This window comes from Allobosea sp., from assembly GCF_030694325.1.
Lineage (GTDB): Bacteria > Pseudomonadota > Alphaproteobacteria > Rhizobiales > Beijerinckiaceae > Allobosea.
On record NZ_JAUXYO010000021.1, the window covers coordinates 1 to 14,017 of the forward strand.

Below are 14,017 nucleotides of genomic sequence, written 5' to 3' on the forward strand. Positions count from 1 at the left end.
TGCCTCCTGAAATGCTCTTCCTCGCCGCGCTCGACGGCCTCGCCTAGGGCTCGCTGCTGTTCCTGGTGGCGGGCGGGCTGTCGCTGATCTTCGGCGTGCTCGGCGTGCTCAACGTCGCCCATGGCTCGTTCTCTGCGATCGGAGCCTATGTCGCGGCCAGCGCCGTGCTGGCGGCGGCCGGGATGGGTTTGCCGACCTGGCTCGCCTTTCCGCTGTTCCTGATCTCGGCCATTCTCGTCGGCGTCGTCGTCGGCGGGCTGGTCGAAGCGCTGCTGCTGCGGCGGATCTACGGCAAGGAGGAGGTGCTGCAGCTGCTGGTCACCTTCGCGGTCTTCATGATCCTGGAGGATGCGCAGAAGGTCGTTTTCGGCACACAGCCGCTCTTTGCCAATGCGCCGATGAACTGGCTCGGCACGGTCGAGGTCTTCGGCATCTACTACACCCGATACCAGCTCATCCTGATCCCGCTGGTGGCGCTGGCGGTGCTGGTGGGCCTGCGGCTCTTCCTGCGCCGGACGGCCTTCGGGCGCGCCATCGTCGCGGTGACGCAGGACCGCGAGGCGGCGATGGCGATGGGCATCAACGCGACGCGGATCTATCTCTTCACCTTCATGATCGGGGCCTCGCTGGCGGCGCTGGGCGGGGCGCTCTCCTCGGCGACGACCTCGCTGACGCCCGGCATCGGCTCAGGGATGATCGTGCTCTCCTTCGCGGTGGCGGCCACGGCCGGGCTTGGACGGATCGAGGGTGCTGCTGTCGCAGCCCTGATGATCGGGCTCGGTCGCTCGGCGGCGGTCTATTTCGCACCGGAATTCGACGTGCTGATCCCCTATCTGATCATGGTCGCCGTCCTGCTGATCAAGCCGGAAGGCCTGTTCACCACGCTGCAGACGAGGAAGGTCTGATGGCGCGCCAGTATCTCATCGGCGCGGCACTGCTGATCGCGCTCATCGTGTTCCCGCTGATCTCGCCCTGGGCGACGGTCATTCTCACCGTCGCGCTCTGCGAAGGGCTGGCGGCGCTCGGCATTCTCGTGCTGCTGCGGGCGGGCCAGGTCTCCTTCGGCCACGGGCTGTTCTTCGCCTTCTCGGCCTATGTCGTCGCCTTCATGGCGGCGGCGAGCCTCGGCCATGAGGTGCTGCTGCTGGTCCCGATCGCCACCGCGGCGTCGGGCCTCGTCGCGGCGATCGTCGGGCTCTTCATCGTGCGCTACCGCGCGATCTTCTTCGGCATGCTCAACCTCGCCATCTCGATGGTGTTCTTCTCGCTGCTCGAGAAGCTGTTCTCGGTGACCGGCGGCGCCGACGGCAAGCGCGTGCCGCGGCCAACGCTGGCGGGCCTGACGCTCGATCGCGAGACCTTCGAGTTCTGGATGTTCTACATCACCCTGGCGCTGGCCGTGGTCGCGGCGCTCGGTGTGGCGCGCTATCTCGTCTCGCCCGGCGGCAAGGCGCTGGAGGCGATCAAGTCCAACGAGACGCGGCTGGAATATCTCGGCGTCTCCAGCCGCAAGGTGCTCTACGGCGCCTATCTGCTCTCGGGGCTGCTGGCCGGCCTGGGCGGGGCGATCATCGCGCTGGTCTCCGGCCATGTCACGCCGGAGTTGGCCTATTGGGTGCGCTCGGGCGAGTTCGTCTTCATCGCGATCCTCGGCGGCGTCGGCGGCGTGGCGGGGCCCTTCCTGGGCGCGCTGATGTTCCAGATCATCCGCGGCTATGCGGCTGTCCATGCGCCCGAGACCTGGCATGCGGTTCTGGGCGTGATGCTGCTGGTGATCATCTTCTTCGCGCCGAGCGGCCTCTACGGGCTGATCGCGGGCCGCAAGCGCAGTGCCTCCCCAAGCACTGGCGAGGAGGGCGGGCGATGAGCGAGTTCATCCTCGAAGCGCGCGACCTGGAGCTTCGCTTCGGCGGCGTGCTGGCGGCCAATGGCGCCTCGCTGAGCGTGCGGGCGAACGAGCGCATCGCCATCATCGGCCCCAACGGCGCCGGCAAGACGACCTTCATCAACCTCTGCACCGGCTATCTGAAGCCGCAATCGGGACGCGTCGTCTTCGCGGGGCAGGATGTGACGGGCCTGTCGCCGCGCACGATCACCCGGCGCGGCATCGGCCGCTCCTTCCAGATCCCGCAGCTCTTCACCGACAACACGGTGATGGAGAACCTGCTGCTGGCGCTGAGTGCGCGCGAGGGCACCTGGTCGCCCTTCCTGCGGCTCGACCGCCACCCCAAGCGCGAGGAGATGGTCGCGCTGCTCGACAGCGTGGGCTTACGCGACACCGCCGAGCGCCTGGTGCGGGAGCTGCCCGAAGGCATGCGCAAGCTGATCGACATCGCGGTGGCGCTGGCGCTCGATCCGAAGCTGATCTTCATGGACGAGCCGACCTCGGGTGTCTCCAGCTCCGAGAAGTTCCAGGTGATGGACACGCTGACGCGTGCGCTCGACGCCCGCGCCACGACGGCGATCTTCGTCGAGCACGACATGGACGTGGTCGCGCGCTACGCCAGCCGCGTCGCCGTCTGGTCGGGCGGGCGCATCGCATTGGAGGGCACGCCCGACGAGATCCTCAATCATCCCGAGGTCCGCGAAACCGTGATCGGTGTGGGAGTCTAGCCATGCTGGAGATCAAGGGGCTCTCCGCCGTCATCGAAGGCGTGCAGGTGCTGCGCAAGGTCGATTTCGCGCTGGCCGAGGGGGCGACCGTGGCGCTGATCGGACGCAACGGCGCGGGAAAGACCAGCCTGCTGCGCGCCATCATGGGCTTCATGACGGTGACCGAGGGCACCATCGCCTTTGACGGGCGGCCGATCCTGGCGATCCCGCCGCATGAGCGCCCGCGGCTCGGCATCGGTTATGCGCCGGAGGATCGGCGGCTGTTTTCGAGCTTCTCGATCGAGGAGAACATCCGCCTGCCGGCGGAAGTCATGAAGGTGCCGAGCGCCGAGATAACGAGGCGGCTGGAGGGCATCTACCAGGTGCTGCCGGAACTGGCCGATCTGCGCCACCGCGCGGCGGCGGGGCTTTCGGGAGGCCAGGGCAAGATGGCGGCGCTGGCCCGGGCGCTGATGGTGGGGCAGCGCGTCATCCTGCTGGACGAGCCGTTCCAGGGCCTCGCACCGGTGCTGGCGCAGCGCTATGCGACCGCTCTGCGCGCGCTGCGCGACAGCCATCCCGAGATCGCGTTGCTCATCACCGAATCCAACCCCAGTCTGCTGCGCAGCTTTGCCGAGCGCGCCTATGCGATCGAGCGCGGCGAGGTCACGGAGGTGGCCGGCGGCCTGGCGGCGAGTTCGCTCGAAGCGGCGGGGCTGCATTAGCGTCAGGATGGGCTCTGCCCTCGGCTGGCGTTGGACAATGAGGCGCGCAAGATATACATTTTCGGGAGTATATCAGGAGATTGCGTCATGCAGGTCGCGCGTTGGGGTAACAGTCTGGCCGTGCGTCTGCCCGCATCCGTGGTCGAGGCCCTCGGCCTCAAGGAGGGCGATGATATCGAGATCCGCGTCGCCGGCGAGCGCGCCTTCGACGTCGCCCTCGACCGTAGCCGCGAACGGGCGCTCGCACGTGTCCGCGCGCTGCGCAGGCCGCTGCCGCCCGGCTGGCGTTTCGACCGCGACGAGGCCAATGCGCGGTGACGGCACCGCACGAATTCCTGGATACGAATGTGCTGATCTACGCCGTTTCCGATGATCCTCGCTCGGCCCGTGCCGAGGCCCTGCTGGCGAAGGGCTGTGCCAGCAGCGTGCAGGCGCTCAACGAATTCGCCAATGTCGCGCGGCGCAAGCTCGCGATGGAGTGGCGGGAAGTGCAGGAGGCTCTGGACGCGATCCGGTCGCTGCTCTCCGCAGTCGCTCCGCTGGGTCTCGAAACGCATCGCGCCGGCCTCGAACTCGCCGAGCGCCACCGGCTCTCGGTCTATGACGCGATGATGATCGCGGCGGCTCTGCACCTCCGCTGTACGACCTTCTGGTCGGAGGATCTGCAGGACGGGCTGGTCGTGGAGGAACGCCTCACCGTCCGAAACCCATTTCTCGAGGGATCGAGATGAACCGCATCAACCTGCCCTGAGCGGGCGGAGCTCAAACGAGATATGCGCCCCGGATTTGGGGCTTCAATAGGAGTAAAGACATGACCCAGCACTTCATCAACGGCCGCCATGTGGCGGGCCGCAGCGGCGAGACCATGGCCGTGCTGGCGCCCGCCACCGGGGAGGAGTTCACCCGGATCGCCTGCGGCACGGCCGAGGACATCGACGACGCCGTGAAGGCGGCGCGCGCGGCCTATGAGGGGGCCTGGGGCAAGCTGACGGCGGCCGAGCGCGGCCGGCTGATTGCCAAGCTCGGGCTCAAGGTGCTCGACAACTTCGACGAGCTGGCGAAGATCGAGGCGCAGGACACGGGCAAGCCGATGGCGCAGGCGCGTGCCGATATCGAGGCGACCGCCCGCTATTTCGAGTTCTATGGCGGCGCGGCCGACAAGGTGCACGGCCACATCGTGCCCTTCCTCAACGGCTACAGCGTCAACGTGATCCATGAGCCGCATGGCGTCACCGGGCATATCCTGCCCTGGAACTACCCGGCGCAGATGTTCGGGCGGTCGCTGACGGCGGCGCTCGCCATGGGCAATGCGGTCGTGCTGAAGCCGGCGGAGGAGGCCTGCCAGACGGCGCTGCGGCTGGCGGTGCTGGCCTCCGAGGTCGGCTTCCCTGACGGCGCGATCAACATCGTCACCGGCCGCGGCCACGAGGCGGGCGCGGCGCTCTCGGCCCATCACGGCGTCGACTTCATGTCCTTCACCGGCTCGCCCGAGGTCGGCAAGATGGTGCAGCACGCCTGCGCCGAGCATCTGATCCCCTGCACGCTCGAGCTCGGCGGGAAATCGCCCCAGATCGTCTTCGCCGACGCCGATTTCGACGCGGCGGTGCCGGTGGTGTGCAAGGCGATCGTCCAGAACACCGGACAGACCTGCTCGGCGGGCTCGCGCGTGCTGGTGCAGGAACGCGTCTATGACGACTTCATGGGCGCGGTCGCCAAGGAGTTCACCAAGCTGCGCGCCGGCACGCCGGAGATGGATCTCGATTGCGGCCCGGTGATCAACGCCAAGCAGCGTGGCCGCGTGCAGAGCTTCATCGACCAGGCGCGCGAGGCCGGCATCCCGGTCATTGCCGAGGGCCAGATCGCGCAGGGCGTGCCGAATGGCGGCTTCTACGTGACGCCGACGCTGTTCGGGAAGGTGCCGCGCGGCAATCGGTTGGAGCAGGAGGAGGTGTTCGGCCCGGTGCTCGCCGCCTTCCCCTTCAGCGACGAGGCGGATGCGATCAAGTTGGCGAACTCGACCGAATACGGGCTCGTCGCGGCGGTCTGGACCAAGGATGGCGGGCGCCAGCAGCGCGTCGCCAAGAAGGTCCGCGCCGGCCAGGTCTTCATCAACGGCTATGGCGCCGGCGGTGGCATCGAGCTGCCTTTTGGGGGTACCGGCAAGTCAGGCCATGGCCGCGAAAAGGGCTTCGCCGCGCTGGAGGAGTTCGCGGTGACCAAGACGATCGTGCACAAGCACGGGTGAGAGCTGTCATTCCGGGGCGCGCCTTAGGCGCGAACCCGGAACCCACGACTGGGTGAGCCGTCATTCCTCCCTGACGTTCGACCCGGTCGTGGGTTCCGGGTTCAGCGCTGCGGGCTGCCCCGGAACGACAGGCCGGTTCACATCATGATGATGTGACGGATCGTGCGGCCTTCATTCAAAGCGTCGAAGCCCTCGTTGATGCCGTCGAGCCCGCTCTGGCTGGTCATCAGCTTGTCCACCGGCAGCTTGCCGCGCAGATAGAGGTCGACGAAGCGGGGGATGTCGCGCATCGGGATGCAGGAGCCGACGTAAGAGCCCTTCAGCGTCCGCTCCTCGCCGACGAGGCGCACGGGGGCCAGCGACAGCGTGTGGGCGGGGTTGGCGAGGCCCGCCGTCGTGGTCGTGCCGCCGCGCCGCGTGATCTGGTAGGCAAGGTCGAGCGCCTTGACCGAGCCGGCCATCTCCAGCCCGTGATCGACGCCGCCCCTGGTCGCGGCGCGGATCGCCTCGATGACGCCGGGGTCACCCGCGTTGAAGGTGTCGGTCGCGCCGAGATCGCGGGCGATGGCGAGCTTCTCCTCGGAGAGGTCGACCGCGATGACGCGCGAGGCGCCGCAGGCGGCGGCGCCCATCAGCGCGCTCAGGCCGACGCCGCCGAGGCCGACGACCGCCACCGTCTCACCGGCCCGCACCTTGGCGGTGTTCACCGCCGCGCCGACGCCGGTCAGCACTGCGCAGCCGAAGAGGGCGGCGATCTCATGGGGGATATCGGCCTCGAGCTTCACCAGCGAGTGGCGCGAGATCACGGCGTATTCGGCGAAGGCGGAGACGCCGACATGGTGATGCACCGGCTGGCCATGGGCCGAGAGCCGGCGACCGCCGCCGATCAGTTCGCCGATGCCGTTGGCGGCATTGCCGGGCTCGCAGAGCGCCGGGCGGCCCTCGCTGCAGGGCGAGCAATGGCCGCAGGAGGGCACGAAGACCATGATGACGCGGTCGCCCTTCTTCAGATCCTGCACGCCCGGGCCGGGCTCGACGACCTCGCCCGCCGCCTCATGGCCGAGCACCATCGGCACGGGGCGAGGCCGGTTGCCGTCGATCACCGAGAGGTCGGAATGGCAGAGACCGGCGGCGCGGACCCGCACGAGCACCTCGCCCGGCCCTGGCGGGGCGAGCTCGACCTCCTCGATCGAGAGCGGCCGGCTCTGCGCATAAGGCGCGGAGACGGGACTGGCGTTCAGCACGGCGGCACGGATCTTCATTCAGGCGTTCCTCGGCAGGCTTGTGTCGTTGCCGCCATCGGGCCGCAAATGGCGGGGCCTGTCAAAGATCGTTTCGCGATCCCCGGCATAAGCGGGTGGCATGCGGGCGCGCGGGCGTGCGGCCATAGCATTTCCGTCTGAGCGGGATCGCCAAATCGCATTGGTCGCGGGCATCGCGCCCGGCCAAAGATGGCGCTCCCGATAAGACCGAGGAAACACCATGAGACTGAAGGGCAAGACGGCGCTGATCACCGGCGCGGCACAGGGGTTCGGCTTCGGCATCGCCGAGACCTTCGTGCGCGAGGGCGCGCGGGTGGCGGTGCTCGACCTCAATGGCGACAAGGCCAAGGAAGCGGCGCAGGCGATCGGCCGCCGGGCCTTCGCCGTGACCTGCGACGTCGGCAAGGGCAAGAGCGTCGAGAAGGCGGTGGCGCGCGTCATCGCCAAGGTCGGCCGGCTCGACATCGTCGTCAACAATGCCGGCATCAGCCACCGCAACCAGCCCATGCTCGACGTCAGCGAGGAGGAGTTCGACCGCGTTTTCGACGTCAACGTCAAGTCGATCTACCTGATGGCGAAGGCGACCGTGCCGCATTTCCGCGAGCATGGCGGCGGCGTGATCCTCAACATCGGTTCGACCGCAGGTGTGCGGCCGCGTCCGGGCCTCACCTGGTACAACGGCTCGAAGGGTGCGGCGAACCTGCTGTCGAAGTCGATGGCGGTGGAGCTGGCGCCGGACCGGATCCGCGTCAACGCGATCGCGCCCGTCGCGGGCGAGACGCCGCTGCTGGCGACCTTCATGGGCGAGGATACGCCCGAGAAGCGCAAGGCCTTCACCGCCACCATTCCCTGGGGCCGGTTCTCGACGCCGCAGGACATCGCCAATGCCGCGCTGTTCCTGTGCTGCGATGAATCCGAGATGGTGACCGGCAGCGTGCTGGCGGTCGATGGCGGCCGCTGCGTCTGAGGGATCGGCGCCGGTGGCGGGGTTGCCCGCCGCCGGCGCTCAGGCCGCCTTGTCCTTCATGCCGCCATCGGTGAGGCGGTACCAGGCGATGATCGCCGAGACATAGAGCTCGTTCAGAGCGTGCAGGGGCAGCGGCGTGATCGGCACGACGGGGAAGGGCAGTCTGCCCTTGTCGCCGGTCGCGATATAGCCGGCCATCGCCTTGCCCATGGCGCTCTGCAGGCCGACGCCGCGGCCCATGCAGCCGATGTCGACGAGCAGGCCGGGCTCCGGCTCGTGCAGATGCGGCAGGAAATCGCGCGTCAGCGCCACCCGGCCGCACCAGCGGAAGTCGAAGGGCACGCCCTTAGCCTGCGGATACATCTTGCCGACGACGCGCTCGAGATGGGCCCAGTCGGCGGCGTCCTTCGGCTCGCGGAAGGGGCCGCGGCCGCCCATCAGCAGGCGGTTCTGATGATCCTTGCGGAAATAGAGCAGCAACTGCCGCGTGTCCGATACGACCTGTCCCTCGGGCAGGATCGTGCCCGCGACATTGTCGGACAGGGCTTCCGTCGCCACGATGAAGGAGTTCGGCCGGATCACGGTCTGGCGCAGCTTCGGGATCAGGTCGCCGGTGTAGCCATTGGTGGCGACGACGACGCGCGGGGCCGTCACCGAGGCGCCCTGCGCCGTCCGCACGGTCCAGTTCGAGCCGCTGCGCGTCAGCGAGACAACCTTGCTCTGGCCGTGGATGGCGGCGCCGGCCGCGAGCGCTGCCTTCGCCAGCCCGCGAGCATAGGCCAGCGGCTGCACGCCGCCGGCGCGCCGGTCGACCCAGCCGGCGAGATAGCGATCCGTGCCGAGCAGGCTCGCGGCTGCGTCCTTGTCGAGGAACTGCGCGTCGACGCCGCGCGCCTGCCATTCGGCGGATCGGCGCTTGACCGTCTCGACCATGGCCGGCGTATGCGCGCCCTGGATCCAGCCGGCGCGCTTGTGCGGCACATCCATTTCGTGTTTCGCGATCAGGTCGAAGACGAGATCGGCCGTCGAGCCGACGAAGCCGATCAGCGCCTCGCCCGCGACGGGGCCGAATTTGGCGAAGATTTCGCTCGGATCATATTTGATGCCCGGGATGACCTGCCCGCCATTGCGGCCGGACCCGCCCCAGCCGGGTTCATGGGTCTCGAGCACCACGACCGAGACGCCGGCCTCTGCCAGATGCAGCGCGGTCGACAGCCCGGCGAAGCCCGCGCCGATCACGCAGACATCGGCGGTGACGTCCTGGGCGAGCGGCGGAGTCGGCGCGGCGGCGGGGGCGGTCGCGAACCAGAGCGAGGGGGCGAGCGGGAAGGGTTCGGCCACGGGACTCGCTCCTCAGATCGGACGCAGCACGCGGCGCAGGAAATCCTGCGTGCGCGGATGGCTCGGCGCGCTCAGCAGCTCGCGCGACGGGCCCTGCTCGACGATGACGCCGCCGTCGAGGAAGAGCACGCGGTCGGCGACCTCGCGGGCGAAGCCCATCTCATGGGTGACGACGAGCATGGTCATGCCCTCTTCGGCCAGGCTCTTCATCACCTGCAGGACCTCGCCGACGAGTTCCGGATCGAGGGCCGAAGTCGGCTCGTCGAACAGGATCGCCTTGGGCTGCATGCAGAGCGCGCGCGCGATGGCGACGCGCTGCATCTGTCCGCCGGACAACTGGCCGGGATAGGCGTCCATCTTGTTGCCCAGCCCGACACGATCGAGCAGTTCGCGTCCGCGCGCCATGGCCTGCGCCGCCGGCTCCTTCTTCACGAAGATCGGCCCCTCGACGACGTTCTCCAGCGCCGTGCGGTGGGGGAACAGGTTGAAGCGCTGGAACACCATCGCCATCGCGGTGCGGATGCCGACGATCGAGGGCTTGTCGCGTTCGACGCGTTCGCCGTCGATGGTGATCGCGCCGCCATCATAGGATTCGAGCCCGTTGATGCAGCGCAGGATCGTCGATTTGCCCGAGCCCGAGGGGCCGATCAGGCAGACGACCTCGCCCCGGGCGACGTTCGCCGTGATGCCCTTGAGCACCGGAAACGAGCCGAAGCTCTTGGTGACGCCGGTGATCTCGATCATCGGCGCGCCCGCAACCGCATGCCCGGTCATCGCCGCGTCCCCTTGCCGAAGCGGCGTTCAAGCCAGCTCACCAGCCCCATCAGCGGCAGGCACATCGCCAGATAGAGCAGGGCGACCAGCGTATAGACGGTCATGTTCTTGAAGGTGGAGGAGGCGATCAGCGTGCCCTGCAGCGTCAACTCGGCCACCGTGATGGTCGAGGCCTGCGAGGAATCCTTCAGCATCATCACCATGATGTTGCCATAGGGCGGCAGCACGAGGCGGATCGCCTGGGGCAGGATGACCCGGCGCATGGTCAGGCCCCAGCCCATGCCGATCGACTGCGCGGCCTCGATCTGGCCGTGGTCGATGGCCTCGATACCGGCGCGGAAATTCTCGGACTGATAGGCCGAATAGGCGATGCCGAGCCCGATGATCGCCGCCTGCAGCGCCGTCAGCGCGATGCCGAACTCGGGCAGCACGAAGTAGATGTAGAAGAGCTGCACCAGGATCGGGATGCCGCGCAGCGTGTTGACGACGATCTTGGCGGTCGTCGCCAGCCAGCCGATGCCGGAGACGCGCATCAGCGCCCAGACCAGGCCGAGAACGGTCGACAGCGCGAGCGAGCCCAACGCCACGATGATCGTGAACTTCACGCCCTGCAGCAGGAGCGGCAGGAACTGGGTGGCGTCGCGCAGGAAGGTTTGCATGCGGTTCTTGGCGGTGGTGGTCGAATGAGTGTCGAGACGGCCCCGGAACGCTGCGCGTCATCCCGGGCGCAGCGAAGCGAAGACCCGGGATCCATTCCGGAACTGTTCCGGCGTGGATCCCGGATCGGCGCCGCTTCGCGGCTTGTCCGGGATGACCGCGTCGAGGGCGGTGTCTATGACCCGGTTAAGCGAGGCCCCATTTAGCCAGGATCTTGTCGACCGTGCCGTCGGCCTTGAGCTTGGCGAGGCCGGCATTGATCTTCTTCAGGAGCTCGCCATCGGTCTTGCGCACGCCGATGCCGACCGAGCCGGAGATCACCGGCTTGTAGCTCTTGACGATGCGCACGCGCGGGAACTGGCCCTGCGAGAGGTTGTAGGCGATGATCGGCAGGTCGAAGACGGCGGCCTGGACGCGCGCGGCGTTCACATCGGCGAGGATGTCGGGCAGCGTCTTGTAGAGCTTCACCTCCGAGAACAGTCCCGAGCTCTGCAGCCTGTCGACATAGGCCGTGCCGATCTGCACGCCGATCGTCTTGCCCTTCAGATCCTCGAGCGAGACATAGTCCTTCGTGTCCGTCGCCGGCACAATCAGGCCCTCGCCATAGGTGTAGATCGGGTCGGAGAAGTCGATCACCTCCTTGCGGACGGGCGTGATGTACATCGCGGCGGCGACGATATCGACCTTGTTGCCGGTGAGCGACGGGATCAGCGTCGAGAACTGCATGCCCTCGACCTCGACCTTGAAGTCGGAGACGCCGGCGATCGCCTTGATCAGATCGACCATCACGCCTTCGATGGTGTTGGTCTTGGTGTCGAGGAAGGTGAAGGGGCTGCCCGTCGGCGTCGAGCCGACCTTGAGCACCGCCTGCGCCCAGGCCGGGCTCAGCCCGCCGGCAAGGGCGCTGCCGGCCAGCATCGACAGAAAGGTGCGGCGTTCCATGGCAAAATCCCCCGGTTGGGCGTGTGTCTGAATGGCACGGTAATTTTCACCTGCGTGAAGATACGAGCATAGGACAAACTTGTCGGCAAGCGATTTCACGTGCATGAAATAGCGGCGACGAATGGAGCCTTCATGAGCAGCCCTGCCGCCACGCCGTCCCGGCCGGAAGTCGATTCGGAGATCGGCGCCGGCCTGCGCCGCCTGCGCCGCGAGCGCCGTCTCTCGCTGGTCGATCTGGCGGGGCGGACCAACCTCTCGATCGGGTTCCTCAGCCAGATCGAGCGCGGCAAATCCTCGCCGACGCTGCGGGCGCTCGCCAGCATGGCGGATGCGCTGGGCGTCGGCATCGGCGATCTCTTCCCCAAGGGTGGGGAGGGAGCCTCCTCCCAGACCGCGACGATCGTGCGGGCGGGCGGGCGCAGCGAGCTGCAGCTCTGGCGCTCCGGCATCCGCAAGCAACTCCTGACCCCGCATAGCGAGGGCGCCAAGCTGAGCCTCTATCTGGTCGAGATGGAGCCGGGCGCCAGCACCGGCGACGAACTCTATACCCATGGCGGCGAGGAGGCCGGGCTGGTGATGAGCGGCGCGATGAGCCTCAGCGTCGAGCAGGAGAGCTGGACGCTGCAGGAAGGCGACAGCTTCCGCTTCCTGTCCTCGCGGCCGCACCGTTTCGCCAATGCGGCGGCGGGCGAGACACGGGTTCTCTGGGTCAACTGCCTCTGAGGCGCGCTCAGAGCGGCCGGCGCGGGCTCGCCACGCCGAAATGGCAGATCGGCTCGCCGGGCTTGGCCGTGGCGCTGGGGAAGATCACGAAGCCGTCGCAGGGCGCGGTCACGCGGCGGCCGTCGGCGCGCGTTGCAAGCTGCACTCCGGCCGGCACGCGGTCACCGGTCTTCCAGCCCTCGGCGACCCGGTCGCCCTCCGCCTCGCAGATCACCACCTCGGTCATCTGGATGACCGAGGCGAGCGCCGGTGCGGGAGCGGGCGCGTCGATCAGGCCGAGATGGGCGAGCGTGTTGCGGATGGCGGCATAGCCGATCTCGACGGCGGCCGGGTCGTCATGCTGCCCGCATTCCAGCGTCACGCCATAGCCGCCGGCAGAGCGCATGAACTCGGTCGTGCCGAAGCCCTCGGTGACGGCCAGCGGCGGCAGGTTCAGACGCTCGCGCGCGGCGATGATCTGGACGTAGTTGTCGAGCCAGCCATGGATCGCGACGGGCACGCCGAGGCAGGCGGCGAGCGCGAGTTCCGCCGCGCCGTGCCGGAAGGGCTCGAGCGGGCCGGTGTTGTTCTCCGGCCCGAAGAAGACGAAGGGCTCGCCCTCGCCGCGGAAGGAATGCACGTCGAGCAGCACCTCGTGCTCGCGCAGCAGGGCGCAGAGCCTTCGGCCGATGCGGTCCTCGTTGTCGACCGGCTGCAGCCGCTCGCGCAGGTCGCGGTTGAGGTTGCGGTCGCCTTCGCGCGTGTTCTGGCGATAGGCCTTCGGGTTGGTCACGGGCACGAAGGTGACCTCGCCGCGGGCGATCAGCAGCCGGCCGGCCCGGCAATCCGCGACGATGCGCGCGATCGCCTTGGGGCCGCAGCTCTCATTGCCGTGGACGGCGCCCAGCACCAGCAGCTTCGGCCCGGCCTGCAGGCCATGGAAGCGGATGCTCTCCAGCGGCGCGGCGTCAGTGGCGGGAACGGTCCAGGTCGTGTCGGCGGGGGCTGTCATTGGGGAGTCCGGCGGGGAGGGCTACGCGAAAAGGCCGGGAGGCACGGGGTGCGCCAAAGCGGGATGTGGTGAGGGGAACAGAGGGGATCTACCGAGAGATCCGTTGGTAGCGGGAGAGGGACTTGAACCCCCGACACGCGGATTATGATTCCGCTGCTCTAACCAGCTGAGCTACCCCGCCCCAATGATCGGCCGACCCGAAGGCCGCCGTTCGCCGGAGGCCGCGATATAGGGGGGCGGACCGGGGCTCGTCAAGCCTCGGCTCGCCGGTACCTGGCCGGTCAGGCCTCTCCGGCGGTCGAGCCGGCGGAGGCGAGCTTGCGCAGCCGCACCACCTTGAAATAGCCGGACCCGATATGGGTGGTCTCGTAGCGCCCGGTGCGCGCGGCCCAGCCGGTCAGGCGGCTGACCTTGAAGTCCGAGCTCCAGCCGACGGCGCGGGCGAGCGGCGCGAGCGCCGACCAGAGCGCCGCGAAAGGCCCGCCATCGTCGACGAGGCGGCTCGAGATCACGATCTCGCCGCCGGGCTTAAGCACGCGGTCCATCTCGGTCAGCGCCTGCTCGGGGTCGGGCACCAGGGTGATGACGAATTGCGCGGTCACGGCGTCGAAGGCCTCGTCGGCGAAGCCGAGCCGGCAGGCATCCATGACCATCAGCCCGCGGACATGCGAAAGGCCCTGGCTGGCAACCTTGCGGTTGGCCACTTTCAGCATGTCGAGCGAGAGGTCGGCGCCGACGACGCGCGATCCGGCCGTGAAATAGGGCAGGGTCAGGCCCGTGCCGACGCCGATCTCGAGG

The 14,017-nt window shown here is 68.3% G+C and carries 16 protein-coding genes and 1 tRNA gene; 9 read left to right on the forward strand and 8 right to left on the reverse strand.

Going from position 1 to position 14,017, the window contains the following annotated elements:
- The first annotated feature begins 53 nt into the window (after window positions 1–53).
- The 7 genes from Q8M82_RS00815 to Q8M82_RS00845 all read left to right on the forward strand — a co-directional run bounded on the left by Q8M82_RS00815 (window position 54) and on the right by Q8M82_RS00845 (window position 5,562).
- Window positions 54–905, forward strand: a complete 852-nt coding sequence (locus Q8M82_RS00815; RefSeq protein ID WP_371126196.1) for a branched-chain amino acid ABC transporter permease — start codon at window positions 54–56, stop codon at window positions 903–905.
- A complete protein-coding gene (locus tag Q8M82_RS00820) occupies window positions 905–1,867 on the forward strand; it encodes a branched-chain amino acid ABC transporter permease (RefSeq protein WP_305689490.1) in 963 nt (320 codons plus the stop codon). The genes Q8M82_RS00815 and Q8M82_RS00820 overlap by 1 nt, the downstream gene beginning before the upstream one ends.
- Window positions 1,864–2,613 carry an ABC transporter ATP-binding protein gene (locus tag Q8M82_RS00825; RefSeq protein WP_305689491.1) on the forward strand — a complete coding sequence of 250 codons (750 nt, stop codon included), beginning with the start codon at window positions 1,864–1,866 and terminating at the stop codon, window positions 2,611–2,613. The genes Q8M82_RS00820 and Q8M82_RS00825 overlap by 4 nt, the downstream gene beginning before the upstream one ends.
- A gap of 2 nt (window positions 2,614–2,615) precedes the next feature.
- Complete coding sequence (locus tag Q8M82_RS00830; RefSeq protein WP_305689492.1) at window positions 2,616–3,317, forward strand: ABC transporter ATP-binding protein; 702 nt, start codon at window positions 2,616–2,618, stop codon at window positions 3,315–3,317.
- 87 nt (window positions 3,318–3,404) lie between these two features.
- Window positions 3,405–3,635 (forward strand): AbrB/MazE/SpoVT family DNA-binding domain-containing protein, encoded by a 231-nt coding sequence (locus Q8M82_RS00835; protein WP_305689493.1) that lies wholly within the window; start codon window positions 3,405–3,407, stop codon window positions 3,633–3,635.
- Window positions 3,632–4,048 carry a PIN domain-containing protein gene (locus tag Q8M82_RS00840; protein WP_305689494.1) on the forward strand — a complete coding sequence of 139 codons (417 nt, stop codon included), beginning with the start codon at window positions 3,632–3,634 and terminating at the stop codon, window positions 4,046–4,048. The genes Q8M82_RS00835 and Q8M82_RS00840 overlap by 4 nt, the downstream gene beginning before the upstream one ends.
- An 80-nt stretch (window positions 4,049–4,128) precedes the next feature.
- Window positions 4,129–5,562 carry an aldehyde dehydrogenase family protein gene (locus Q8M82_RS00845; protein WP_305689495.1) on the forward strand — a complete coding sequence of 478 codons (1,434 nt, stop codon included), beginning with the start codon at window positions 4,129–4,131 and terminating at the stop codon, window positions 5,560–5,562.
- Window positions 5,563–5,699: 137 nt separating this feature from the next.
- On the opposite strand, the gene Q8M82_RS00850 is transcribed toward Q8M82_RS00845, so the two are convergent.
- Window positions 5,700–6,824, reverse strand: a complete 1,125-nt coding sequence (locus Q8M82_RS00850) for a zinc-dependent alcohol dehydrogenase family protein (protein ID WP_305689496.1) — start codon at window positions 6,822–6,824, stop codon at window positions 5,700–5,702.
- Window positions 6,825–7,044: 220 nt separating this feature from the next.
- On the opposite strand from Q8M82_RS00850, the gene Q8M82_RS00855 reads away from it, so the two are divergent.
- Window positions 7,045–7,791, forward strand: coding sequence for a glucose 1-dehydrogenase (locus tag Q8M82_RS00855; RefSeq protein WP_305689497.1), 747 nt, complete (start codon window positions 7,045–7,047; stop codon window positions 7,789–7,791).
- 39 nt (window positions 7,792–7,830) lie between these two features.
- Here Q8M82_RS00855 and Q8M82_RS00860 read toward each other — a convergent pair whose 3' ends face one another.
- The 4 genes from Q8M82_RS00860 to Q8M82_RS00875 form a co-directional block, all read right to left on the reverse strand.
- Complete coding sequence (locus Q8M82_RS00860) at window positions 7,831–9,132, reverse strand: NAD(P)/FAD-dependent oxidoreductase (protein ID WP_305689498.1); 1,302 nt, start codon at window positions 9,130–9,132, stop codon at window positions 7,831–7,833.
- A 12-nt stretch (window positions 9,133–9,144) separates the two neighbouring features.
- Window positions 9,145–9,876: an amino acid ABC transporter ATP-binding protein gene (locus Q8M82_RS00865; protein WP_305689504.1), complete on the reverse strand. Its 732-nt coding sequence runs from the start codon at window positions 9,874–9,876 to the stop codon at window positions 9,145–9,147.
- A 26-nt stretch (window positions 9,877–9,902) separates the two neighbouring features.
- Window positions 9,903–10,565, reverse strand: coding sequence for an amino acid ABC transporter permease (locus tag Q8M82_RS00870; protein ID WP_305689499.1), 663 nt, complete (start codon window positions 10,563–10,565; stop codon window positions 9,903–9,905).
- Window positions 10,566–10,749: 184 nt separating this feature from the next.
- A complete protein-coding gene (locus tag Q8M82_RS00875; RefSeq protein WP_305689500.1) occupies window positions 10,750–11,505 on the reverse strand; it encodes an ABC transporter substrate-binding protein in 756 nt (251 codons plus the stop codon).
- Between the two features lie 132 nt (window positions 11,506–11,637).
- On the opposite strand from Q8M82_RS00875, the gene Q8M82_RS00880 reads away from it, so the two are divergent.
- Complete coding sequence (locus Q8M82_RS00880) at window positions 11,638–12,228, forward strand: helix-turn-helix domain-containing protein (protein WP_305689501.1); 591 nt, start codon at window positions 11,638–11,640, stop codon at window positions 12,226–12,228.
- A 7-nt stretch (window positions 12,229–12,235) separates the two neighbouring features.
- On the opposite strand, the gene Q8M82_RS00885 is transcribed toward Q8M82_RS00880, so the two are convergent.
- From Q8M82_RS00885 to Q8M82_RS00895, 3 genes are all read right to left on the reverse strand, one after another.
- A complete protein-coding gene (locus Q8M82_RS00885; RefSeq protein ID WP_305689502.1) occupies window positions 12,236–13,219 on the reverse strand; it encodes a M14 family metallopeptidase in 984 nt (327 codons plus the stop codon).
- A gap of 104 nt (window positions 13,220–13,323) precedes the next feature.
- Window positions 13,324–13,400: transfer RNA gene (locus Q8M82_RS00890), tRNA-Met, on the reverse strand.
- A gap of 100 nt (window positions 13,401–13,500) precedes the next feature.
- The coding region (locus Q8M82_RS00895) for a class I SAM-dependent methyltransferase (RefSeq protein WP_305689503.1) at window positions 13,501–14,017 on the reverse strand (517 nt) is incomplete at its 5' end.